A 23,092-nucleotide genomic window follows, 5' to 3' on the forward strand; every position below is an offset into this window, starting at 1 on the left:
TCTTCTTAAAAAAAGCTATTATAAAATCAAATGAACGAAGAAAATAAAACGATTAAATCCACCATTCAGGCCTTTGGAAAAAGACTGTTCGGATTTATTCGTGGTAAAGTTCGTTCAAACGAAGACGCTGAAGATATTCTGCAAGATGTTTGGTATCAGCTTTCTAGTTTTGGGAATTTGGAAGATATTGAAAATGTAAGTGCTTGGCTTTATCAAGTAGCCCGAAATAAAGTAACTGACAAGTATAGAAAGAAAACCACAGACGCACTCGAAGATTATGCTTTTGAGGATTCGGAAGGTGAACTGATGTTTAAAGAAATATTACTTTTGGATGATGCTAACAATCCTGAGTTGGCACTTTTCAAAGAGACGTTTTGGATGGAACTCGAAAAGGCTCTGCAAGAACTTCCTGAAAACCAACGAGAAGTTTTTGTGCTGAATGAAATGGAGGATTTAACTTTACAAGAAATTGCAGACCTCAAGGGCGAAAACCTTAAAACCATCATTAGTAGGAAAGGTTATGCTATGAAACATCTAAGAAATAGATTGAATTATTTGTATCAAGAATTAAATTACTAAGACAATGAAAAAGAGGCTTTTCTTTATTCCGGTAGTCATAGCAGGGGTTTTGGCCTTTGGTTGGGTGGTGATGTCACTGTGGAACTGGTTGATTCCTGATATTTTTCATTGGTCAAAAATCAATTATCTACAGGCCTTAGGACTTTTTGTTTTGAGTAGAATTCTGTTTGGAGGCTTTCATTTTAGAGGTGCTGGTTATCGAAAACCACCTTTTGCAAATTCTAAATTCAAAGAAAAATTCATGAATATGAATGATGAAGAAAAGCAGGCGTTTAAAGAACAATGGAGGCAAAGGTGCGGAAAGTGAGGGGATTTAAGGAATTGCTTTCTGGCTTTGATTGTATTCATCAATGTATTCTAATATTGCTAAAATCTCTTCTTCCTTAAAATTTGTAAAGGCCGTCATTTCAGTTTTGTTAAATTTTTCAAATAATTTAATTGCATATTTATCTCCACTTTGAATAACTTTTTGTGGATTTTGAATCCATTTTATAAGCCATTCTTCATCTCTTCTTTCCTTAATTCCAGCTAAGCCAGGACCAACTAACATGGAAGCATTAGCATTATGACATTGTGCACAATTATTTTTGAAAAGTGTTTCTCCAAATACATTTTTAATTAAACTAGGATTGTTAATTTCATTTAAACTAGGATTGTTAATTTCATCCATACAGGTCCCACAATAAAATTGAGGTTCTTGAATATAATCTAGCTTTTGTTTTTGAAGAAATGTATAAACAGTAAGAAAAAATAAAGCAGATATAGCTAATACAATTTTGTAAATCAATTTTGAAATTTTTATGTAAATATTATAATTGGCCATTCTACAGAAATCAATTTCCAAATATACTCTTTTTCTAAAGACCAAATGTTCCAGATACTGAATATTCAAAACATAATATGTAAACTATTGATTTTTAGTGTTTTAAATTGGTAATTAAAATTTCTTCAAATAAATTAAAGTAAAAATTACACTAGCCCGTCTTCCCTTATATAAACAATAAAATTTAAAATGTTAAAGTCAATTTTGTTCGGAGTAGTTATGGGAGCGGCCTTGTTTTTTGCTCCATTTGTTATGCTGTTCTTTTTAATGTTCTTCTTTATTATGGGCATGAGTTTTAGAAGAAGAATGCGATACACTCAAGCCCAATATCGCACCGTTCGCAATGATGTATATGCCATGTCTGGCTTTGAAAGCATAGTTTTCAAAAACAGAAACCAAAAAAGTCAAATCATCAATATTGATTAATTATTAAAACGTACAAATTATGATAAAAGGACCAAGATTTTTTGTGAGTATCCTAGTGGCTATGCTCACTTTCGGTGCCCTTTCAGCTCATTTTGGCTGGAGACACCACAACATCAGGCACGGTGGTCCAAAAGCCTCACATTGTGAAAAAGGCCACGAAATTCAAAAAAGTAATAACCAACAAAACAATTAACATCATGTGTAGAGATAGATCTCATTATCATCGGGCATTTTATCAAATGCCAAACTTCGGTGGCGGTTTCCGTCGCCCGAAATATAATGTTCCTTTGAATATTTCAGAAAATGACACCGAATATCAGGTGCAGGTATATGCCACTGGATTTGCCAAAGAAAATATTTCCATAGCTGTCAAAGAGGATGTTTTATATATCACGGGTCAGAAAGAATTCGAAAATCCTCCAAAATTTACCCAACAAGAATTCCCCGTGAAGAACTTCGAGCGGGTAGTGGCCCTAAATCGCAAAGTTGATGTAGAAAGCATATCGGCCAAACACGAAGATGGCGTTTTGGTGATCACTTTACCAAAATCCAAAGAAGTTCTTCAGAAGGATTTAACGATAACCGTACAGTAATAGCTCATAATTTGATTGGAAAGGCAGCTTCTTTGAGGCTGCCTTTTTTTGTTTGGTGAAATTTTATGCCTTTGAAAGGCTTTTATAAACACAATATTTGGCTAACTTTACAAAGCTTAAACACTAAATAATTAAATATGAATACCACAAAAAGCATTCTTTTAATCGCATTTCTAATTATTTCATTCGCAAGTTTTGGCCAATTCTCAAAGACACTACCCAAAGCTCCCGAAAATGCCGAAGTTGTGACAGATTCTAGCGAGATTCTTTTAGATAATGTGTTAAAACTAAGTGCGGGAAGCGACCACGAAGCTACCGCTACGGCATTGACCAAAACCGTAGAAAAAATAGAGAAATCGTCAGAAAATACTTCTGGAGAGTTTAAAGACAAACTTTTGGGTCAGGTTGGAAATTTGAAAAAGTTGATTCCTTTGGCCAAAACTGGAGGGCTTCAGGGTGGAGTTTTGCAAAAAGCCATTGCTTTGGTAAAAATGGCTTTGGGAGCAAATCAATTGAGTTCTATTTTGGGCGGAAAGAGTCTTTTGGGTAAAACTGCTGGACTAACAAGCAATTTGGGATTGATGAAAAGTGGACTATCACTTTTAGGTGGCCCGTCGGCCGCCTCTGGTGGTTCTTTAATTTCGGGAGCAATGTCTAGCATAAACCTTTTAAAAACTGGCGGAGCTGCGGCTGAACCCAAAGTTAGAGACTCGCTTGGCGGAGTTTTGAACTTTGCAAAAGGGCTTATTTGATTACGATTCAGGGGGATTATTGTCCCCCTAATATCATACTGGCTGCTTTTTCTGCAATCATATACACGGGGGCGTTGGTATTGCCTGAAACCAGGGTCGGCATAATGGAAGCATCCACCACTCTAAGGTTTTCTATGCCGTGCACTTTTAAAGTACTATCAACTACAGCCATTTCATCATTTCCCATTTTGCAAGTTCCAACTGGATGATAAACCGTTTCTACTTGTTTCTGGATATGATCCCAAATTGCTTCGTCTGATTTTCCAAGAGGAGGTGTAATGATTTTTTCGACGTGTTTTGAAAAAGCCTTGGTTTGAAATACTTCTAAAGCTTTTTTGCCGCCTTCTATCAATACTTTTCGGTCGTCCTCATGCGAAAGAAAATTAGGCTGGATGATGGGTGCGTCTTTGGCATTCTTACTGCTTAAACTTACAAAACCTCTGCTTTTTGGTCTTAAAAGAGTGGGTAGAATACTTACTCCGTCCACAGTCGGGAAGGTTTTGATGTCGTACACATCGCAAGAATAATCGTCTCCCAAGTGTAGCGAAGCAAAATGGAACTGATAATCAACTCTTTCGGGACTCAATGAAGTGCTTCCAAAAGCAATGGCCTCCAAAGGACCAATGGTGAAAATTCCCTTTTTGAAAAGTAAATATTGTACCAAATCTTTGAGTTGGTTTAAGGGCTTTAGGTGGTGATTTTGGCCTTCTTGGGTATTGGTAAGTGCACTAATGGCATAAAAAAGATGGTCTTGGAGGTTTTTTCCGACTCCGAGCAAATGCTTTTTACATTCTATTCCATGTACCTTAAGTTCGTCTTTATCTCCAATGCCCGATAGCATCAGTATTTGTGGAGAAACAAACGAGCCAGTGGAGATAATTACCTCTTTAGAAGCCTTGTAAATGCCTGTAGATTTGTTGGTTACTTCCACACCTACCGCTTTGTCTTTTTCTATTAGTACTTTCTCAATTCTCGTATTGGTAAGTATCGTCAGATTTTTGCGGTGCTTTATAGGGTTTATATAGGCATCTACGGCAGAGTGACGTTTTCCGTCTTTAATGCTGAATTGAAAAAGTCCTGTTCCCGCCTGATTTTCACCGTTATAGTCCGGATTCTGTTTAAACCCAGCTTCCATGCAGCCTTTTACAAAAGCCTCAGAAAATGGTGTTTTGAAGTTTTTTGAAAACTCCACATTGAGTTCGCCTGAAGTTCCGTGATAGTCGTTCTGAATGTCTTGGTTGTTTTCTGATTTTTTGAAAAATGGCAATATATCATCATAAGCCCAGCCCTTGTTGCCAAGTTTTGCCCAATCATTATAGTCTTCTTTATTGCCTCTTACATAAGCCATGGCGTTGGTTGAGCTACTGCCACCCATCACTTTTCCTCTCGGAAGATAGATTTTTCGGTTGAGAATATGCTCTTGTGGCTCGGTGTAATAGCCCCAGTCTACCTCAGATCGGTGCAATTTGGCATAACCTGCCGGTATATGAATCTCCATTTTGGTGTCTTTTCCGCCTGCTTCTATAAGCAAAACTGAGTTTTCAGGGTTTTTGGATAAACGATTGGCTAAAACGCAACCAGCACTACCTGCACCGACAATAATATAGTCAAAGGTCATTTATTTAAGGGTTTATGAAATAAATATAGGAGTTTTTGAGATTCAAAAAAAATATTCAGAATCTTCAAATTTGAGAATCAAAAAATATCAAAGTTTCGGCAATGTGTTTTTCCCAATAATCCCATGAATGTTCGCCGGGGTATTCTTCATATATGTGCGGAATGTCGTGAGTTTTAAGCTCCAAATGTAGCTTTCTGTTGTGTTCAATTAAAATGTCATTTGTGCCGCAATCGAATCGGAAAGGGGGGAGAGATGCTTTGTTTTTAATCATCCAATCCATAACACCGTCTTGCTCAGTGGCTGCATCTTTCAGAGATTCAAAGTCAGAAACAAATTTTTCCAATTGTTCAAAATCAGTGATGGAGGATAATCCTGAAAAAGCCTTGAAGATTTTAGGGTATTTTGCTCCAAATCTCAAAGCTCCAAAACCACCCATTGACAAACCTGCAATATAGATTGGTGAACCATCATCGACTTGCAGGATTTGTTCTTTCACGACTTCAATTACATCTTCCGCAATCCATTTCTCATAATTTTCGGTTTTGTGAGGTACATAGCCACTTCCATCACCAAAAAGTCCATCTGAGGGCATCACCAAAACCATCGGCTTTATTTTTCTTTCCGCAATTAGTCTCTGTGCTGTTTCATGAACTTTTCCTTTCATTGCCCATGCCCAATGGCTACCATAAACTCCGTGTAGAAGAATCACTATGGGTAAGGATTTAGCCTCAATGTTATTTTTTGAGGGATTAAAAACAGTAATATCGGCACGCTTTTTTAGAGCATTACTTTTTACTGTAATGAATTCAAGTCCTTGAAAATTTGCTATTTCTGTAGTGAAAAATGTTGACATTTTAGTTTTTAATAAGGTCACGGAGTATCTCAGGGTACGACACAATGTTTCACGTTTTGCGTTCTACTCTTTGAGAAAAATATTGTCCAAAATCGTAAATCCAAAATCGAAGCAATAGTAAATCTTCAATCGAATCAATTGTCAAAACGAATCAATCGTCAATCGAATCAATTGTCAAACCGAATAACTCCTTTGGCATTTTTGCCTTCATGCATATCCTGAAATGCTTGAGAGAGGTCTTCCAAAGTATAAGTCCGAGTCACCATTTCATCTAACATTAGGTCACCTTTCGCATATAAATCTTGTAAAATAGGGAAATCAATTTGTGGTCGGCATTTGCCATACAATGGATTGATATACAATTTGTCCCATTCAAAAAGATTCATGTCTATAGTGATTTCTTGTTCAATACCACTTACCTGCACGGCTGTTCCTGCATTTCTGATCATCGCCAAAGGAGCCGCACCCAGTTCTGGAATAGCGGTACATTCAAAAGCGTAATCAGCCCCTCTTCCACCGCATAATTCCTTGATTTTTTCTGAGGCTTTCAATAGACCAATATCTTCTTTTTCAGCCAAAAGTGTATGGGTTGCACCATATTCCAAGGCCATTTCGAGTCGAAGAGGGTTTACATCCACTGCAATTATTTTTCCGGCCCCTGCTATTCTTGCACCTTGAATCACATTGAGTCCAACTCCACCAGTTCCTAAAACTACAACATTGGTTCCGGGCTTCACTTTTGCGGCATTGACTACAGATCCGTAGCCCGTCATCACCCCACAACCCACTATTGCTGCAGAGCTAAACGGCATATCCACGTGAATTTTAACGCAGGCTGATTCTCTTACCAAAGTGAATTCTGACATCGTTCCGAGACTGAATGCCTTTTCGATGGGGCTTCCGTTTAAAATAGTTGATTCAAAAGAAGCATGTCCTCCACTTACCTTATTACCAGCGGTTACTGCCGAATTTCGTTCACAAATGTGTTGGTTACCTTCCTGACATTGGAAACATTTATAGCACGGTATGGCCCAATTGAGCATTACTTTGTCACCAATCGAAAAGTTCGTTACGGCTTCGCCAATGGCTACAACTTCGCCTGCACCTTCATGACCCATTACCAAGGTTTTACCCCACGATTGTGAATCCCAATCGGTGTGACAAATACCAGCGGCCTTTATTTGTACCAGAACTTCGTCTCCAATCGGTGCTGAAACTGAGATAGTTTCTATTTTGAAATTTCCTTTGCCATCAGCAATGGCGGCTTTGCAGTGAATCATTTTTGGTAACAAATGGGGTTTATTTCGGTATTTATCACTTCTCCAACTTTGGCCCCAGGACACCACACTTCCCAATCTTTCCTTTGATTTTCGTTTTCTGGTTCTTTAAGAATCATGTCTTTGTCCATATATATTACAGTCATTACTTTCCGCATTTGATCTGTTTGGTTGGCTCCCGCACGGTGAAAAACCCAGCCGGAATGAAAACTTACTTCGCCGAGATCAAAAGGCTCTATAACATGTTCAAAATCAGTTACTCTGAGTTTTTGGGCTATGAGTTTCTCGCTATCGTCGCTGATGGCTAATTCGCGACCCTCTACTATGGCATGGCTTCCTGCACTGAACTCCAGCGGCCCCATTTCGAGCGGAATGGCTTGCAATGGTATCCATGCCGTAACGGTTTTGTCGGTTGCCAATGGCCAATAGTACTGGTCTGCATGCCAAGGAGTTATGCCGCCACCACCCTCTTTGAACAAGGCCTGGTCGTGGTAAATTCTGGCCCCATCGGCTTGCATTAAGTCGGCCGCTATTTTGCCAAGTCTCTGGCTAAGAACAAATTCTTTGATGGTTTCATCTTCTCGCCATAGGTTAAAGATCTGTAAAAATGCCTTGCCATAAGTATCTCTGGCATCTAGTGGCTGGTCTTGGTTGTTGAGTTCGTTTACTTTTTGGGCGATTTTTTCACCATAATAAGCCAAGGTTTCGGCATCGAATACATTTTTGAGTTTAATGTATCTGTTTTTTTGGTAGAAATCTATTTGTTCTTGGCTGAGTTCGTAAGGTTGATTGATATTCATTTTCCTAAATTTTGATGATGCAATTTCAGAAGAATTTTCTCATCCGATTTTGATTATTTTTTCAAAATATTGTCTAATATTATCTTTATTATTTATTTTATAAATCAATTTTTGATAAAAAAGAACAATGAAGGCAGTTTTAGAAAAATTAGACCTTGATGCGAGGAATTCATTTCTCTACAGAAACTTTGCGTTGCCAGCTTTTGACGCTGCTTTTCATTTTCATCCAGAGTTTGAACTTACGCACATTCGTAGGGGTGAGGGTCAGCGTTATGTAGGCACGCATGTGGAGGATTTCTACGATGACGACTTGATTTTTCTGGGCTCAAATCTCCCGCATTGTTGGATTTCAAAGCCTCTCACCGAAGGTGAAAAAGTGGAGGCCACAGTGGTGCAGTTTAAGGGTGATTTTTTGGGAGAGCGATTTTTAGAACTGCCCGAAATGCATTTGGTCAATATTTTTTTACAAAAGTCTAGAACAGGGCTTAAAATATTGGGCGAAACAAAGTTTAAAGTGTTGGCCACTTTAGAGGAATTATCAAAAGCAAATGATTATCAGAGGCTTCTGTTTTTGTTAAATATCTTAGGTTTTCTCGCTGAAAGTAATGAATTGGAGATAATTGACTCCTCTTTCATTAATGTTCATCATTCTGGTACAGAGACGGCAAGGTTTCAAAAAGTTTTTGCTTATCTCATAGAACATTATCGGGAAGAAATTGCACTGCCTTCTATTGCGGAAGTGGCACACCTTTCGCCTACGTCATTTTGCCGATATTTTAAAACCATTACGGGTAAAACATTTGTTGAGGTAGTTAATTCATACCGCATTCAGTATGCTTGTCAATTACTTAAAAATAAAGAACTCACTGTCAGTCAGATAGCCTTTGAAAGTGGGTTCAATGATATTCCGTATTTCAACAAAATCTTTAAGAAAATGAAAGGGGTAAGCCCAAGCAAATACCAATAAAAGAGTTGATTTAAGAGTTGTTTCAGTATCAACTTTAAATGGTAACAATTTTTAAATATCGATATTTCGAATTATAACAGTTTTATTCCGAAATTTCAGAAAAAATTCAATCATCAATGGACTCTCGCAGAGATTTTATAAAGAAAGCTTCGATGTTGGCCGCCGGAATGGCTTTGCCAAGCTCTATCCTAAAGGCCATGGCCATCAATCCGGCCGAAGGAAGCACGTTTTGGGATGCCGAACACGTAGTTATTTTGATGCAAGAAAATCGTTCATTTGACCATAGCTTTGGTACTTTAAAGGGTGTTAGAGGTTTTAACGACCCTCGGGCCATTCGACTGCCAAATAATAACAAAGTTTTTTTACAGACTAACCCAAAAGGAGAGACGTTTGCACCGTTTAGATTGGATTTGAAAGAAACGAACGCTACTTGGATGAGTTCTCTGCCGCATTCTTGGGAAAACCAAGTAGATGCCCGAAACGACGGCAAATATGACCAATGGCTCCAAGCCAAACCCTCGGGACATGCCGAGTATAAAGAAATGCCCCTCACTTTGGGATATTATGACAGAGAGGACATCCCGTTTTACTACGCATTGGCCGATGCCTTTACTGTTTGTGACCAAAATTTCTGTTCTTCGCTCACCGGTACCACGCCAAACAGATTGTATTTATGGTCTGGCACCATTCGTGAAAAACCAAGTTTCGAAGCCAAAGCCAATGTTAAAAACGAAGATATAGATTATGGAAAATGGGCCTATTGGAAATCTTTCCCCGAGCGATTGGAAGAGGCTGGTATTCCTTGGAGAATTTATCAAAACGAAATCAGTTTGACTTCGGGTTTCGAAGGAGAGCAAGATGCTTGGTTGGGAAATTTTACCGACAATCCTATTGAATGGTTTGACCAATACAAAGTAAAATTTGCTCCAGAATATCATGCTTATCTACTGAAAGTTAGAGATTTGATTCCTAACAGAATATCGGATTTGAAATCGTCACTTCCTAGCCTTGTTGGGCAAGAATTAGAGAAAACAAAAAGAGAATTGGCGAATCTCGAATCGTTTTTAGAGGTTTTAAAAGTCGATATTGTAGAGTACACTCCAGAGAATTTCAAGAAACTTAGTGATTTTCAGAAGAGTATTCATCAAAAGGCATTTACAAACAACCGTGCCGATGCCGATTATAGGGAACTTGTGACAGTTGAATATGACGATAATGGCACAAAAAGAACCCTTGAAGTGCCTAAAAGTGATGTTTTGCATCAATTCAGAAAAGACGTAAACGAAGATAAACTTCCGGCAGTTTCGTGGTTGGTAGCTCCTGAGAATTTCTCTGATCACCCAGGAGCTCCCTGGTATGGGGCTTGGTATGTGTCGGAGGTGATGGAAATTTTGACAAAAAATCCTGAAATATGGAAGAAAACGATATTTATACTGGCCTATGACGAGAACGACGGGTATTTTGACCACGTTCCGCCATTTGTACCACCGCATCATTTGAAACCTGAAACCGGCAAAGTGTCGGCGGGGATAGATACTTCGGTGGAGCATGTAAACATTGAGCACGAAAAGAAACGCAAGTATAAAAATCCAGAAAAAGATGCCCGTGAGAGTCCGATAGGCTTGGGATTTAGGGTTCCGTTGGTCATTGCTTCGCCTTGGAGTAGGGGTGGACAGGTTTGTTCAGAGGTTTTTGACCATACCTCGGTTTTACAATTTTTGGAGAAATTTGTTTCTAAGAAATATAAAAAAGAAATAAAGGAAGAAAACATAAGCGATTGGCGTAGAACTGTTTGCGGAGACTTAACTTCCGTTTTTAAACCTTACAGTGGTGAGAAAATTGCTTCTTTAGATTTTGTAAAAAAAGTGCCATTTATAGCTTCTATACATGCGGCCAAGTTTAAAAAACTACCCAATAATTACAAGGCTCTTTCGCCGGAGGAGGTAGCCGAGGCGAATGTCTCTCCGCAAAAATCGGCTTGGATGCCAAAGCAGGAGAAAGGTATAAAGCCTGCTTGTGCTTTGCCTTATGAACTTTATGTGGAGGGAAAGGAACGTGACGATAAGTTTGAGATTATGTTTAAGGTTGGGAAGCAGCTTTTTGGTGACAAATCGGTGGGCTGTCCTTTTGTGGTTTATTTTAGAGAAAAAGGAGAGCTAAAGACCCGAAATTATGCCCTTAAAGCAGGCGATATTATCACTGACATTTGGATTTTGGACAGTGAGAAATTTAAGTTTGAGGTTTATGGTCCGAATGGTTTCTATAGGGCTTTTAAAGTAAATGTAGAAACCAATGGTTTTGAGTCAAAGCTTTGGTATCAAGAAGGAAAGGATAGAAAACCTAACGGAAATGTTGACTTGGAAATAAAGAATATCAGTGGCAAAACGATTCAAATAGAAGTGATTGACTTGGCCTACAAAACTGGAACGAAAGTGCTTACATTCACCAAAAACGAATATAAGAAAGTGCCGCTCGACTTGAGCAAGAGCCACTCTTGGTATGATTTTTTGGTTAGATTAAAGGGTTTAAAGGACGCTGGCTGGCAATATGCAGGCCACGTAGAAACAGGAAAACCGAGCTTCACAGATCCACAAATGGGAGGGGTGGTTTAAGATTTTGATTTTTTTGCATTGAAATTGACAACCTATTTGGGTTTACTTGCGTTTATTTCGAAATCTACTTTTTTGTAGTTCTGTAGTTAATAAAAATTTACAATATGAAAATTCAATATTTAGGACATTCTTGTTTTATTGTGGAGTTTGGTGGAAAACGACTCATTTTCGACCCTTTCATTTCTGGCAATCCAATGGCGGGTGGCGTATCAATAGCTGATATTCAAGCAGATTATATTTTGCTCACACATGGCCATGGTGATCATGTTGCTGATGCTGAAAGCATTGCCAAACAGTGTGATGCTCCTATAATTTCTAATTACGAGATTGCCGAATGGTATCAGAAAAAAGGACTAGTTGCTCATGGTTTAAACACGGGAGGCAAATTTACCTTTGATTTCGGAACTATTAAACTCGTTACGGCGGTCCATTCAAGTGTTTTGCCAGACGGTACTTATGGCGGTAATCCCTACGGTTTTGTGATTTGGAACGAGAACCACTGCTTTTATCATGCCGGAGACACTGCCTTGACCTTAGACATGCAGTTGATTCCAAAAATCTGTCCAGCTTTGGATTTCGCTATTTTGCCAGTAGGCGATTACTTCACCATGGGTTATGAAGATGCCATTATTGCGGCTGATTTTATAGCTTGCTCCAAAATCTTTGGTTGCCATTTTGATTCTTTCCCACCTATCAAAATAGATCATCATGCAGCTAGGGCAGCTTTCTCAGAAGCTAACAAAGAGTTGATTTTGCTCGAAGTTGGGCAAGTTGTTGTGGTTTGATTTTTATCTTTTCGGAATTTTGCTTAATTAATTTTACTTTCAATGTTGTTTTTAGGCAACATTATTGTGATTAAAATAATTTATTGTTGTCTTTTAGCGACATATTTTTTTATTTCATTTTTATTTGGTATATTTGTTGTGTAAAGAAAACATTAATATTAAAAATTTATCATAATGTCGTATTTATACAACAATATAAACTGGTATAGTATGAGTGATGCTGCCATAATAACAGAGCTTGGCAAGCAGCTCAAGCGTATGCGTATCAGGGCAAATATTACACAGCAAGAGTTGGCTGCCAAAAGTGGCATTTTTCGTAGTACCATTAGCGAAATTGAGAATGGGCGTGTAAGTAATATGCTGAGTTTTGTGCAGATTTTGCGAGGCTTGGAGCAGCTGGATGTGTTAGGGGCTTTTGTTGTTCCTGATAGCATAAGCCCACTTATGGTGGCCGAGCAACAAGCCAAATATCGCAAAAGAGCTACTGGAAGCAGGAAAACTAAGCCCGCAAGCGAATGGTAAATTTGGCAAATGTGGTTTTGTGGGACAAGTTAGTCGGTGCCGTTCTGTGGGATGAGGCTCGTGAGGTAGCCTCTTTTGAGATGGATGCTGCATTCGTTCGTCTAGGACTTGATATTGCCCCACTGACTATGCCGATTCAAATTGCATCAAAGGGTACGATTTTTCAGTTCCCAGCTTTGCCAAGAGAAACATACCAAGGTTTACCTGGTTTATTGGCCGATGCACTTCCCGATAGATTTGGTGGACAATTGATCGATATTTGGCTGGCATCACAGGGTAGGGCACGCAACAGTATGAACCCTGTAGAACGACTCTGCTATCAGGGCAACAGAGGTATGGGTGCATTGGAATTTGCCCCAGCCATAAAGCAAGAAAAAGATACAGCTAAAAATCTAGAAATAAGTGATTTGGTGGCTTTGTCAAAAAAAGCTTTGGAACAAAAATCCGAATTGAATACCGCACTAAGTCAAAAGGAAGCTGAAGCTTTGATGGATATCGTAAAGGTGGGGACATCAGCGGGTGGTGCAAGAGCAAAAGCCGTAATAGCCTATAATCCGCTCACTAAAGAGGTACGAAGTGGCCAACTTGTTGCCCCTGAGGGCTTTGAACATTGGTTAGTAAAGTTTGATGGTGTAACAAACGAACAGTTAAGCGACCCAATGGGTTATGGCCGAATAGAATATGCCTACTACAAAATGGCGATAGCATGCGGCATAAATATGACTGAAAGCAAATTATTGGAAGAAGGCGGAAGAGCTCATTTTATGACGAAGCGGTTTGATAGATTACCCAACAACCAAAAACTACACATGCAAACACTCTGCGGTCTGTGTCACTATGACTACAACAATCCGAATGCCTACGCATACGAGCAGGCGTTTCAGGCGATGCGTGAGCTAAGGCTTCCCTATACCGATGCCGAGCAATTGTATCTCAGAATGGTTTTTAATGTAATTGCCAGAAACCAAGACGACCATACGAAAAACATTTCGTTTCTGATGGACAACTCTGGCAAATGGAAGCTTTCGCCAGCTTATGATGTGACCTACGCCTACAACCCAGATAACAAATGGATAGCTCGTCATCAAATGTCAGTCAACGGAAAACGAGAGGGAATTGATCAAAGTGATTTGCTAAACGTAGCAAAACAAATGAACATCAAGAAACCCAAGGAAATCATTTGTCAAGCAATTGAAACTGTAAAAAACTGGAAACACTTCGCTCAAGAAGCCCAAATGCCAGAAATACAAGCTTTGGCTTTGGAAAAGACTTTTTTGTTGGGGTTGTGAAAAATGCGAAACAGTTTTTTGCAGAATGCAGCCTTAACCATCATTAAGTATTGAAAAATAAAAGTCTGGTATCAAATAGATTAGAAATTATTTTTATAATTTTATCAAAATGTTGAAATTGTATGACTGTTGTAACCATTAAAGGTAAAATTAATGAGAAAGGAGAGTTGAATCTCAAACATCCCTCGTTTTCACCTGAGGAGGAGGTAGAGGTTACTGTAGTAATGACAGAAAAGCATTCTTATGATTTTTCAGATTTAGCTGGAAAACTTTCATGGAAAGGAGATGGCCTTTTAGAACAAAAGAAATTGAGAAATGAATGGGAGTAAATACTTTCTTGATACGAATGCCATCACAGCTTTATTACAAGGAAAAGACAACCTTGTCAATGTTTTAAAAAATGCCTCTTGGATAGGGATTTCTATCATAAATCAATTGGAATTTCTTGCTAATCCAAATTTAAAGGAAGAAGATATTACAATATTTCAAAGTTTTTTGGACAGAATTGAGGTAATAGGATTAGGCAATGATAACAAAGATTTATTGTCATTAACTCTAGAAATTAGGAAAAGGAATAAGCTTAAATTACCAGATTCCATTATTGCAGCAAGTGCGATTTATCATAAAAGTATTTTGATCACCAACGACTTTGCCTTTGATAATATAAAATCTTTAAAGGTTATTAGGAGTCAAAAATAAAAACACCTTTACTAACTTGTAGAAACTATCGTAAGGTTCTAATTACCAATCACGTAGAAATATCTCGCATTTCATACAAAAACAATTTCCCATTTTGGTTCTTGAAAAGGAATTGAACATAAACTCCAGTATCTTCAATTTGAAAAATTACGTTGTGGTTATTTGAAGGGATACTTTTTTGAGTAACAAACAATTTTTTATTCATTGAAGCTGAAAAGTCAGAAAATTCCTATTTGACTTTTGAAATAAAAAATGTTTCTGTTTTTCCACTTTCATTTGAAAACTTTTTGATTTTTTGAATTGTGTGAAAAAGGTATCAAAAGCTTGATTGTTTTTTATTTGAGAAAAGCTATTTGCAGTACTAAAAGTACAACAACAATAAAAATACTATTTCTCATTTTGTTATTGATTCAACAGTATTTTTTTATTCTAAACCTTAATTTCTCCTTTTATCCATCTGTTCAAAAAATCATATAAATTATTTGCTACCATTACTCTTTCATCTGTTTCATGATTCCAACAATAAATTTCGTTCCATTTAATTTTATTATTCAATACTCTATATCCAAATAAGTCACCGTTTCCTGCATTTGAAATAAAAAATAAACAATCGAAAGGCATATATAAGTCTTGAAAATCTAAATTGTTCCTCATATTCAAATTGACTTCAATTATTTCTTCCAATTGATAAATCAAAAATCCAATATGTATTGGACTTGGTTTATTATTTATTTTTAGTAATTCTCCAATTCCATTAGTTTGATTTAATAAGTCTTTTAGTTCATTCGGTAAGTCAAAACTAAATGTTCGGTGGAATTTCAAGATTGTTTCCGAGTTAACAGAATTATAAAACTCAAAAGATTTTTCTTCCGAATTTTCAAAACCATTAATTATTTCTATCCAGTTCATTGTTTTGATTCTCCTTTAAGTAAACTTTTTTTTCCTCACCAAACTTGATTTACAACAAAAGAAGCATTTCTAAGTTGAAAAATTTATTTTTCGAAAGATAGAATAGCAAGCCTTAAGAATCAAAAATAGGAAAAGTAATTTTTTTTACCAAAATTCGACGTTGTGCCACCAATAAAACTCTTTAATAATCCAATTTCATCAGTATAACTTGATCTTCGGTTTCTTCTTTTATAAATCGAATATTTTTATCTTTCCAAAACAAAAAAGCCACCCCAATCGAGGTGGCTTTCATCATAAAACCTAATATCTAAATTATTTCGGATCCAAAGCCATATCAATTCTGGCAATCAAATCTTGTAAATGATATTTACTCAACTTATCAGTCATTCTCACTGAGGCTGCTTTCATTTCATTTTTCAAATCGATCAATTGTCCTCTGGCGATAGAAGGTAAATCCGTTTGTGCCAAATTCACCACTCTGGTACTAAAACCATAGGTTACACCCACAGGTACTGATCTTACCATGGCATTGCCTGGTTTCAAAAGTGCGGCTACTCTATCTACAAATACCTTCTGAATATTTCTTCTGTAGATATCTATGCTTGTTTTGGTTTTTAGTTCAGAGAAAATACCATTTCTCAGGTCGGTCATCATTTCGTCTAGGGTGTAATTACCTGCTCCAGCTGCACCACTTTCCATCAATCTTACGGCTCTGTCTCCTGCCAAAAGGCTCGAAAGCGTAGCATCTTGCATTGCTTTGATGGCTTCTACACCATTCTCAGGTTTGATTTTCGACAAAATGTTTTGGTCCATCATCCACAATGGCGTAGTAAACAACTGGGCATTTAAAAACGCCACAGCATCTTTTTGTAGGGCCTTTGGAGTAATCTCAAACTGATTACCTTCCATATCATAGGTTTTTGGGCTGTCATAAATACCACCTACGTTTTTGGTTACATGGCCCATGTATCTTCTGAATTGCCCCACCAAGTTCATGTACATTTCTTCCAATTCTTGGTAACTTTCACCATTCTCTTTGCTGTATTCCATCAAGTTTGGCAAAATACGTTTTAGGTTTTTGATACCATATTCTGACGCTCTCATGGCATTGTCGCCGATGTCTTCTGTTTGATAACGAGGGTCATACGGGCTGATTTCTGTTCCGAACCAAAGACGTCGGTTTTTGTAAGCCTCTTTGGTCATATCATTCAAGATTTTCTTTTCTTCGTCTTCGTCCTTGGCATCAGCGAAATAGCTATAACCCCACTTGATCGCCCATTTGTCGTAGTCGCCGATACGAGGGAAGAAATGTTTCACGCCATCCTCTGGCTGAGCTACGTAATTAAATCTTGCGTAGTCCATGATAGAGGAAGTATGACCGTTTTTCTCTTGAAATGCTGGGTCTCTGAGTTTTTCTACGGGTGTTGCTGAGGAGGCACCCATGTTGTGACGAAGACCTAATGTATGGCCTACTTCGTGCGATGACACAAAACGAATCAGCTCACCCATCAAATTATCATCAAATTTTTTCTTTCTAGCGGCAGGGTCTGCAGCTGCAGTTTGAATCAAATACCAGTTTCTCAACAGGCTCATAATATTGTGATACCAACCAATATGACTCTCAAGAATCTCACCAGAGCGTGGGTCGTGGACGTTTGGTCCGTATGCGTTTTGAATATCTGCCGCAAAGTATCGCACTACAGAGAATCTTGCGTCCTCCAAACTCATAGTAGTATCGTTTTCTGGCCAATATTCACCTCTGATGGCGTTTTTCCAACCTGCGGCTTCGTATGCTGGCTGCCAGTCGTCTATACCTGCTTTTATGTATTTTCTCCATTTCTCAGGAGTTGCAGGGTCTATATAATAAACGATTGGTTTTTTAGGTTCGATCAATTCTCCTCGTTTTTGTCTTTCTGCATCTTCTTTAGACTTAGGCTCAAGTCTCCATCTAACCGCAAAAACGTCTTCGTCAGCCTTGTGAGATTCTTCTTCAAAAACACCATAGCCGTTTGCAAAGTAACCTACGCGTGCATCGAATGTTCTTTTTCGCATTGGTACTTTTGGTAGCAATATCATAGATGTATTAAACTCCATGGTGATTACGCCTGCATCTAATGCTGCTGGCAAATTAGTACCAATCTGTGGAACAGGTGTCAGCGATATACGCGGTGGCGTAGTCGAGAAGGTTTTGACCGTCCTGATCTCTGTATTTATTGGATACGATTTGATTTTTTGAATGTATGACCTGTCTTTTTGGAAGGCCACAATATTCAAAATCTGTTTGTCAATAGAGCCCAATGAGAATGTTTGGATGTCAGAATCAAAGGTGCTGGTTACGTCAATTACATATCCCAGGGCAACTTTTCCTGCTGAATCTTTTTTGATTGCTTTGATTTCAAAATTGCCAATAATTGGGTCGGCACTTGAATTTTTTACAGCCAGAGCCATAGGTTTTGAGCTATCTGGCGACATAATCACTTTTGTAATTGATCTCAACAAAATGTTGTTGTTGATGCCTTTTTCCCACTTCACAACCTGACGATTTACTTCTTCGCCACCAAAAATTCCACCACCAGCTGGAGTTTTGGAATATCTGGTGATAGACATGATTTCCCTTTCAAGTAAAGAATCCGGGATTTCGAAAAGGTATTTGTCATCCATTTTATGGACGGTCATAAGCCCTCTTTGCGTCACGGCGGTGCTATCAATTACTTCTTTGTAAGGTTTTGGCCCTTTTTTGGGTGCCTCTGGTTTTTTAGGCGGTTCTGGTTTTTTCGGAGTCTCGGCTACCGCAGGTTTGGCTTCTTCAGCCTTTTTTTTCTTTTGAGCATTTGCTCCAAAGCTAACACCCACAAACAGAGCCAATAGCAATGTAAAGAGCTTTTTTGTCATAATTTAAGAGTTTGTTTTAATAATTAATAGTTTGTTTAAATTTTCAGTTGTTGCATAATAAAGATACCAAAGGTAAAAAAATATTGGAATTAGTAATGCCATAAATGTTATCGAGGGATGAAATTCGTAGATGAATGGCTCTCATCAAAACAACAAGTGTCGGTTCATTTGTTTTAAAATTGTTGAATTTTATTTGGGATTGAATATTTTTGGCCAGACTTTGTTGATTACTGGCAATTTTAATTTCCATTCACCGACAAAAACCACTCATTTATCGGTAAAAGTTTGAACACTCACCGAATTCCTGTTTTCTTTGGGTAATGAACCCTATAATTTTGAAGCATTAAAACAAACAAATTATGAACAACAATAACAAAAACGCTGTATTCTTCTGGTCGATACTCTTAGTTTCTATCGGCGGACTTTTTTTACTTCGAAATTTCGGAATGCTGAATTTTAGTTTTCCGGTTAAGATTATCAGCTGGAGACTGATTCCACTTATTATCGGTATCAATGCCTTTCTTAAGGGTAAAAACATGGAGGGTATTATTGCCACCACCATTGCTGTGGTTTTCTACATTCCTGATTTTCTGACTGTTTCCGAAAGGTCAACTTATTTTAAACTTTGGCCATTGCTATTGGTCGGATTAGGTGGGCTTATTCTTTACAAGTATTTCAACCCGAAATTTGACATGCCCAAACGTCAAATGAAACCCGATGGAACTGATTATGAATATTTAAACGAGTCTAATATTATGGCTGGCACAAACAAAAAGGTATTCTCTAAAAACTTCGAAGGAGGTCAAATAAACTGTGTGATGGGAGGAGCCCAAATAGACCTTACCGAGGCTGATTTGGCCGAAAAATCGGGCTTGAATGTATTTATATTGATGGGCGGCTTGGAACTCCGTGTACCGAAGGAATGGAACGTGCAGATAGATGTTCTGCCAATAATGGGTGGTGTAGAGGATCAAATCACGAAGTTTCCTGATTCGGTGGTCAACAAAGAGAAGAGGTTTTTCCTTACCGGAAATGTAGTGATGGGCGGGGTGGAGATAAAGAGATATTGATAAATTTTTTAAATTAGATCTTAAAATAAATATTAAAATGGACAGCAAAAAAACCTTTATTAAGTACTTCGTAATCGTTTTGGTGATAATTGGTGGCTTGGGTGTTTTGGGTAAACTTCAAGACAGGGTAGCCAATGATGATGAGTCAGACAATGGCAAAAGTCGCAATGACTTCTTTGAGATAAATAATTTTATGGGTGGAACCAAAAAAGAGTACAATTACAAAGAATTCAAAGGTGGAATTATCAATTGTGTGATGGGCGGAACTGAAATAGATCTCACAAACGCCGAAATTAAAAGTGGTGCATCCATCGATGTATTTCTGATGATGGGTGGTGCAAAAATTAAAGTACCGAAGGACTGGAGCGTGGTACTAGACACAGACAATATTATGGGTGATTCTAAAGATCACAATGCCGAAGATGAGGATGTAGCACAGGATAATGGCAAGGTCCTTAAAATAAAAGGAACGGTGTTGATGGGTGGCTTAGAAGTTAAGAGATACTAAGAAAAGCGAATAATGCAAAATCCGATACTGAGTGGTAGAAAGAAGCTGGTAAGATATTTTACTATCTGGATAACCTTGGGTATACTTTTCTTTTTCGTGATGTCGTATTTTGTGCCAGTTGAGAGAGATTTCCTTGCGGTAGACATCATTATGCAGAATTTTATAATGGCTTGTTTAATGATAGGCATGTGGTATCCCATCAATTTTATGTCGTGGGAAAGTCAAAAGCTTTCCTACCTCATTTTCAATCACTTGCTCATGTTTTTGCTTTTTGCATTTTCTTGGGTTTCGCTAACACATCTTTTTCTGAGGTTAATTTTTCCTGGACAACATATCAACGATTACATTTCAGGTTCGGTGGCGTTCAAAATCCCGTTTTGCTTTTTTGCTTATATTGTTTTTGTGATTTCTATTTATTTGCTCAAATATTATAATTCTTACATCGAAAAAAAAGAAATAGAAAGTCGCTTGAGCGAGTCAATTCAGGAAGCCGAGCTCACTTTGTTGAGAAACCAAATGAATCCGCATTTTATATTCAATAGCCTCAATAGCATCAGTTCACTGACTATCATTGATCCCGATAAAGCTCATGATATGGTAATAAAACTTTCGGATTTTTTGAGATATACTGTGGGTTATGGACAAATGCAGAAAGTGCCATTAAAGAAAGAATTGGAAATGTGTGAGGCTTATTTGGACATAGAAAAAATACGTTTTGGTGAAAAAATAAATGTAGAAATGCAGGTTGCCGTGGAGGCTCTCGAAATAGAAGTGCCCAGTATGCTTTTGCAGACACTTTTTGAAAACGCCATAAAACATGGCATATATAACTCACTCAACCCCGAAAGAATACTTTTTAAAGCTAGAGTAGAAGAAAACCGATTGGAACTTATAATGGAAAATACTTTTGACTTAGATGGTGGTAAAAAAGTAGGTACCAAAACAGGCCTAAAAAACATAAAAGAAAGGCTGAGGTTGATGTATAAAAACTTGGCGATCTTCGAAAATCAAGTGTTAGACAACAAGTTTGTGGTTTGGATAAATATTCCAGTAAATTGAAACAACCGCAAAAAAAATATAGCCTTTGCGACATGGCGACTTTGCGGTTTTTAAAAAAGTATAGAAAATGAAAATCAAGACATTATTAATAGACGACGAAGCCTTGGCTCGCACTTTGGTGCAAAATTTCATCAAAGTCGATCCTGATTTTGAGGTGGTAGGAGAGGCTGGAGATGGTTTCGAAGCAATGAAGAAAATCACGGAATTACAGCCTGATTTGATTTTTTTGGACATACAAATGCCTAAGCTAACTGGGCTTGAGTTGCTCGAGCTTTTGCCGAATCCGCCAATTGTCGTTTTTTCTACGGCTTATGATCAATATGCCATTGAAGCCTTTGAAAAAAATGCTGTGGATTATCTTTTGAAGCCTTTTTCAAGAGATAGATTCCAGAAGGCTTTACAAAAAGTTAAGGAAAAAATAGAGGCCAAAGTAGATACTAAAGAAGAAATCAAGAATCTGCTGGCCACTCCGCCACATCCCGACAAAGCCTTGGACAGAATCGTGATAAAGGATGGAGCAAAGATAGAAATGGTGCCCTTTCAGGATATTACTCACCTCGAAACCTACGGCGATTATGTGTGGATTTACACCGAGAAAGCCAAGTTTTTGAAACAAAAAACCATGAAGGAGTTTGAGGAATTGTTGCCATCAACATTTTTGAGAGTTCACCGCTCATTTTTGGTCAATGTGGCATTTATTCAAAAGCTAGAGCTTTACGAGAAATCTTCATATCAACTTCTCCTAAAAAGCGGAGCCAAAGTAAGCGTAAGTAAAAACGGATACAAAGAATTGAAAGAGACTTTGGGTTGGTGATTTTAGTTTGAACCGCCAAGGCGGGAGGACGCTAAGTTTTTCTTTAGAATTCTCTGTGAAACTCTGCTAACCGGTACGAAAGTAAAACTCTGTGTATCTCTGTAGTGGAAATTAAGTAGTTATAAATCAAGATTTTATGATTTTAGTAAAACGAATTCAGGCCTTTTGTTGCAGATGTTATTTTTTTAACGAAGGTCTTGGTTTTACTTTTTGACTTGTTCTCTCGTATGAGTTTTCTAAAAGCATGTCACTTTTTTCTTTCCAAGGTACAGACATGTCTGAAGAATCTACGTCAATTAGTTCTTTAAGTAATCCTATAGTTTTAAGATTTAAAATATTTATGAATAATGTTTTTTGCTGCCTGATTTATTTATACAATACTTTAGCTCAATTTTTTGCCTTTTAATAGTACTCTAGAAAATTTCGATTAATAAGTAGGTACAATTTTTGATTCCAATCCCATAAATCCAAGTTGTTTAAATGAAATATTACCTAAGGTTATTTATATGTACTAACTTATTATCAGTTACTGCCTTTTTGGTATTCGGAGGAAATTTTAATGAGCCATTTGGTGAATTTACCTATCTTTTTATTTTTTTGTCTCCCATTTGTTTAGCAGTTGTATTTTATTTACTATTACTAAATTCTTATTTTTCAAAAATAGCCTTATCGAGATTTGTTAAAGAAATCTATATTTTTCTCTTAGCATTTTTGTTTTTTTTAGTTCTTAATTTTATTGATATAACCCGTTGTGCGGTTTAAATAAATAGAAAAAGGTTGTACATATAACTGAAATTCAGTAACTTAAAGAAATAACGACAAATCTTTAATATGTACAACCTGAAAGCAAATTACGACAAAATATTGCCAATAGTCAAGTTGGCCTTGAATGAATTTTTATTACCTGATGGTAATTTTAAGACTTACAAGAATAAGCCAAAATGGTCTGATATTGAGGTAGTTACACTATCCATTTTAGCTGAAACTATTAGCTTGGATTCTGAAAATTGGATGTTTTCAAAATTGAACAATGATTTATTGATGATATTTTCCGAGTTGATAGATAGATCAAATTATAATCGTAGAAAAAGGAGGTTAAGTGGGTATATAAATTCTATTTCTGAATGGGTGGCTCAGCAGATTGATGGTGAAAATAGGAAAGTAATTTTAGACTCAATTCCACTTCAAATTTGCATGAATCCAAGAATTCTTAGAAGTAAAATTTGCAAGGACGATAACAATGTA

At 37.4% G+C, this 23,092-nt stretch carries 25 protein-coding genes; 18 read left to right on the forward strand and 7 right to left on the reverse strand.

Going from position 1 to position 23,092, the window contains the following annotated elements:
* Positions 1-30 precede the first annotated feature (30 nt).
* Both EGI31_RS07805 and EGI31_RS07810 read left to right on the forward strand, forming a co-directional pair.
* Complete coding sequence (locus EGI31_RS07805) at positions 31-579, forward strand: RNA polymerase sigma factor (RefSeq protein WP_255036648.1); 549 nt, start codon at positions 31-33, stop codon at positions 577-579.
* Between the two features lie 4 nt (positions 580-583).
* Positions 584-886: a hypothetical protein gene (locus EGI31_RS07810; protein WP_255036649.1), complete on the forward strand. Its 303-nt coding sequence runs from the start codon at positions 584-586 to the stop codon at positions 884-886.
* Positions 887-892: 6 nt separating this feature from the next.
* Here the strand turns inward: EGI31_RS07810 and EGI31_RS07815 are convergent, their stop codons facing one another.
* Positions 893-1,402, reverse strand: a complete 510-nt coding sequence (locus tag EGI31_RS07815) for a c-type cytochrome (RefSeq protein WP_255036650.1) — start codon at positions 1,400-1,402, stop codon at positions 893-895.
* 189 nt (positions 1,403-1,591) lie between these two features.
* Between EGI31_RS07815 and EGI31_RS07820 the strand changes: the two genes are divergently transcribed.
* The 4 genes from EGI31_RS07820 (at position 1,592) to EGI31_RS07835 (ending at position 3,173) form a co-directional block, all read left to right on the forward strand.
* Entirely contained in the window at positions 1,592-1,828 is a 237-nt protein-coding gene (locus EGI31_RS07820) for a hypothetical protein (protein ID WP_255036651.1), read from the forward strand.
* A gap of 19 nt (positions 1,829-1,847) precedes the next feature.
* Entirely contained in the window at positions 1,848-2,021 is a 174-nt protein-coding gene (locus EGI31_RS07825) for a hypothetical protein (RefSeq protein WP_255036652.1), read from the forward strand.
* A gap of 4 nt (positions 2,022-2,025) precedes the next feature.
* Positions 2,026-2,421 carry an Hsp20/alpha crystallin family protein gene (locus tag EGI31_RS07830; protein ID WP_255036653.1) on the forward strand — a complete coding sequence of 132 codons (396 nt, stop codon included), beginning with the start codon at positions 2,026-2,028 and terminating at the stop codon, positions 2,419-2,421.
* 137 nt (positions 2,422-2,558) lie between these two features.
* Positions 2,559-3,173 (forward strand): hypothetical protein, encoded by a 615-nt coding sequence (locus EGI31_RS07835; protein WP_255036654.1) that lies wholly within the window; start codon positions 2,559-2,561, stop codon positions 3,171-3,173.
* Positions 3,174-3,189: 16 nt separating this feature from the next.
* Here the strand turns inward: EGI31_RS07835 and EGI31_RS07840 are convergent, their stop codons facing one another.
* From EGI31_RS07840 to EGI31_RS07855, 4 genes are all read right to left on the reverse strand, one after another.
* On the reverse strand, positions 3,190-4,791 hold the full coding sequence (locus EGI31_RS07840; RefSeq protein ID WP_255036655.1) for a GMC family oxidoreductase: 1,602 nt from the start codon (positions 4,789-4,791) through the stop codon (positions 3,190-3,192).
* Between the two features lie 64 nt (positions 4,792-4,855).
* The gene (locus EGI31_RS07845) at positions 4,856-5,644 is read right to left on the reverse strand and encodes an alpha/beta hydrolase (protein ID WP_255036656.1); all 789 of its coding nucleotides are present in this window, start codon (positions 5,642-5,644) and stop codon (positions 4,856-4,858) included.
* A gap of 167 nt (positions 5,645-5,811) precedes the next feature.
* Complete coding sequence (locus EGI31_RS07850) at positions 5,812-6,924, reverse strand: Zn-dependent alcohol dehydrogenase (protein WP_255036657.1); 1,113 nt, start codon at positions 6,922-6,924, stop codon at positions 5,812-5,814.
* Positions 6,921-7,721 (reverse strand): phytanoyl-CoA dioxygenase family protein, encoded by an 801-nt coding sequence (locus tag EGI31_RS07855; protein ID WP_255036658.1) that lies wholly within the window; start codon positions 7,719-7,721, stop codon positions 6,921-6,923. Before EGI31_RS07855 ends, EGI31_RS07850 begins: the two co-directional genes overlap by 4 nt.
* Before the next feature lie 127 nt (positions 7,722-7,848).
* On the opposite strand from EGI31_RS07855, the gene EGI31_RS07860 reads away from it, so the two are divergent.
* From EGI31_RS07860 to EGI31_RS07890, 7 genes are all read left to right on the forward strand, one after another.
* Positions 7,849-8,688: an AraC family transcriptional regulator gene (locus EGI31_RS07860; RefSeq protein ID WP_255036659.1), complete on the forward strand. Its 840-nt coding sequence runs from the start codon at positions 7,849-7,851 to the stop codon at positions 8,686-8,688.
* Between the two features lie 116 nt (positions 8,689-8,804).
* Complete coding sequence (locus tag EGI31_RS07865) at positions 8,805-11,300, forward strand: phosphocholine-specific phospholipase C (protein WP_255036660.1); 2,496 nt, start codon at positions 8,805-8,807, stop codon at positions 11,298-11,300.
* 104 nt (positions 11,301-11,404) lie between these two features.
* Positions 11,405-12,085, forward strand: coding sequence for a metal-dependent hydrolase (locus tag EGI31_RS07870; RefSeq protein WP_255036661.1), 681 nt, complete (start codon positions 11,405-11,407; stop codon positions 12,083-12,085).
* Positions 12,086-12,259: 174 nt separating this feature from the next.
* Entirely contained in the window at positions 12,260-12,607 is a 348-nt protein-coding gene (locus EGI31_RS07875) for a helix-turn-helix domain-containing protein (RefSeq protein WP_255036662.1), read from the forward strand.
* A complete protein-coding gene (locus EGI31_RS07880) occupies positions 12,601-13,896 on the forward strand; it encodes a type II toxin-antitoxin system HipA family toxin (RefSeq protein WP_255036664.1) in 1,296 nt (431 codons plus the stop codon). The genes EGI31_RS07875 and EGI31_RS07880 overlap by 7 nt, the downstream gene beginning before the upstream one ends.
* A 122-nt stretch (positions 13,897-14,018) precedes the next feature.
* Positions 14,019-14,225, forward strand: coding sequence for a hypothetical protein (locus EGI31_RS07885; RefSeq protein WP_255036665.1), 207 nt, complete (start codon positions 14,019-14,021; stop codon positions 14,223-14,225).
* Positions 14,212-14,595 carry a PIN domain-containing protein gene (locus EGI31_RS07890; protein WP_255036666.1) on the forward strand — a complete coding sequence of 128 codons (384 nt, stop codon included), beginning with the start codon at positions 14,212-14,214 and terminating at the stop codon, positions 14,593-14,595. Before EGI31_RS07885 ends, EGI31_RS07890 begins: the two co-directional genes overlap by 14 nt.
* Before the next feature lie 429 nt (positions 14,596-15,024).
* Here EGI31_RS07890 and EGI31_RS07895 read toward each other — a convergent pair whose 3' ends face one another.
* Together EGI31_RS07895 and EGI31_RS07900 are read right to left on the reverse strand one after the other, a co-directional pair.
* Positions 15,025-15,504, reverse strand: coding sequence for an SMI1/KNR4 family protein (locus tag EGI31_RS07895; protein ID WP_255036667.1), 480 nt, complete (start codon positions 15,502-15,504; stop codon positions 15,025-15,027).
* Between the two features lie 312 nt (positions 15,505-15,816).
* On the reverse strand, positions 15,817-18,396 hold the full coding sequence (locus tag EGI31_RS07900) for a zinc-dependent metalloprotease (RefSeq protein WP_255036668.1): 2,580 nt from the start codon (positions 18,394-18,396) through the stop codon (positions 15,817-15,819).
* Between the two features lie 359 nt (positions 18,397-18,755).
* Between EGI31_RS07900 and EGI31_RS07905 the strand changes: the two genes are divergently transcribed.
* The 5 genes from EGI31_RS07905 to EGI31_RS07925 all read left to right on the forward strand — a co-directional run.
* Positions 18,756-19,466, forward strand: coding sequence for a LiaF transmembrane domain-containing protein (locus EGI31_RS07905; protein ID WP_255036669.1), 711 nt, complete (start codon positions 18,756-18,758; stop codon positions 19,464-19,466).
* A 37-nt stretch (positions 19,467-19,503) separates the two neighbouring features.
* On the forward strand, positions 19,504-19,974 hold the full coding sequence (locus EGI31_RS07910) for a LiaF domain-containing protein (RefSeq protein WP_255036670.1): 471 nt from the start codon (positions 19,504-19,506) through the stop codon (positions 19,972-19,974).
* A 12-nt stretch (positions 19,975-19,986) separates the two neighbouring features.
* Positions 19,987-21,033 carry a sensor histidine kinase gene (locus EGI31_RS07915; RefSeq protein ID WP_255036671.1) on the forward strand — a complete coding sequence of 349 codons (1,047 nt, stop codon included), beginning with the start codon at positions 19,987-19,989 and terminating at the stop codon, positions 21,031-21,033.
* Positions 21,034-21,100: 67 nt separating this feature from the next.
* Complete coding sequence (locus EGI31_RS07920) at positions 21,101-21,847, forward strand: LytR/AlgR family response regulator transcription factor (RefSeq protein WP_255036672.1); 747 nt, start codon at positions 21,101-21,103, stop codon at positions 21,845-21,847.
* Positions 21,848-22,678: 831 nt separating this feature from the next.
* A partial coding sequence (locus EGI31_RS07925) for a transposase family protein (protein WP_510186410.1) occupies positions 22,679-23,092 on the forward strand: 414 nt, incomplete at its 3' end.

It is taken from the genome of Lacihabitans soyangensis (genome assembly GCF_024343775.1).
Classification (GTDB): Bacteria; Bacteroidota; Bacteroidia; order Cytophagales; family Spirosomataceae; genus Leadbetterella; species Leadbetterella soyangensis.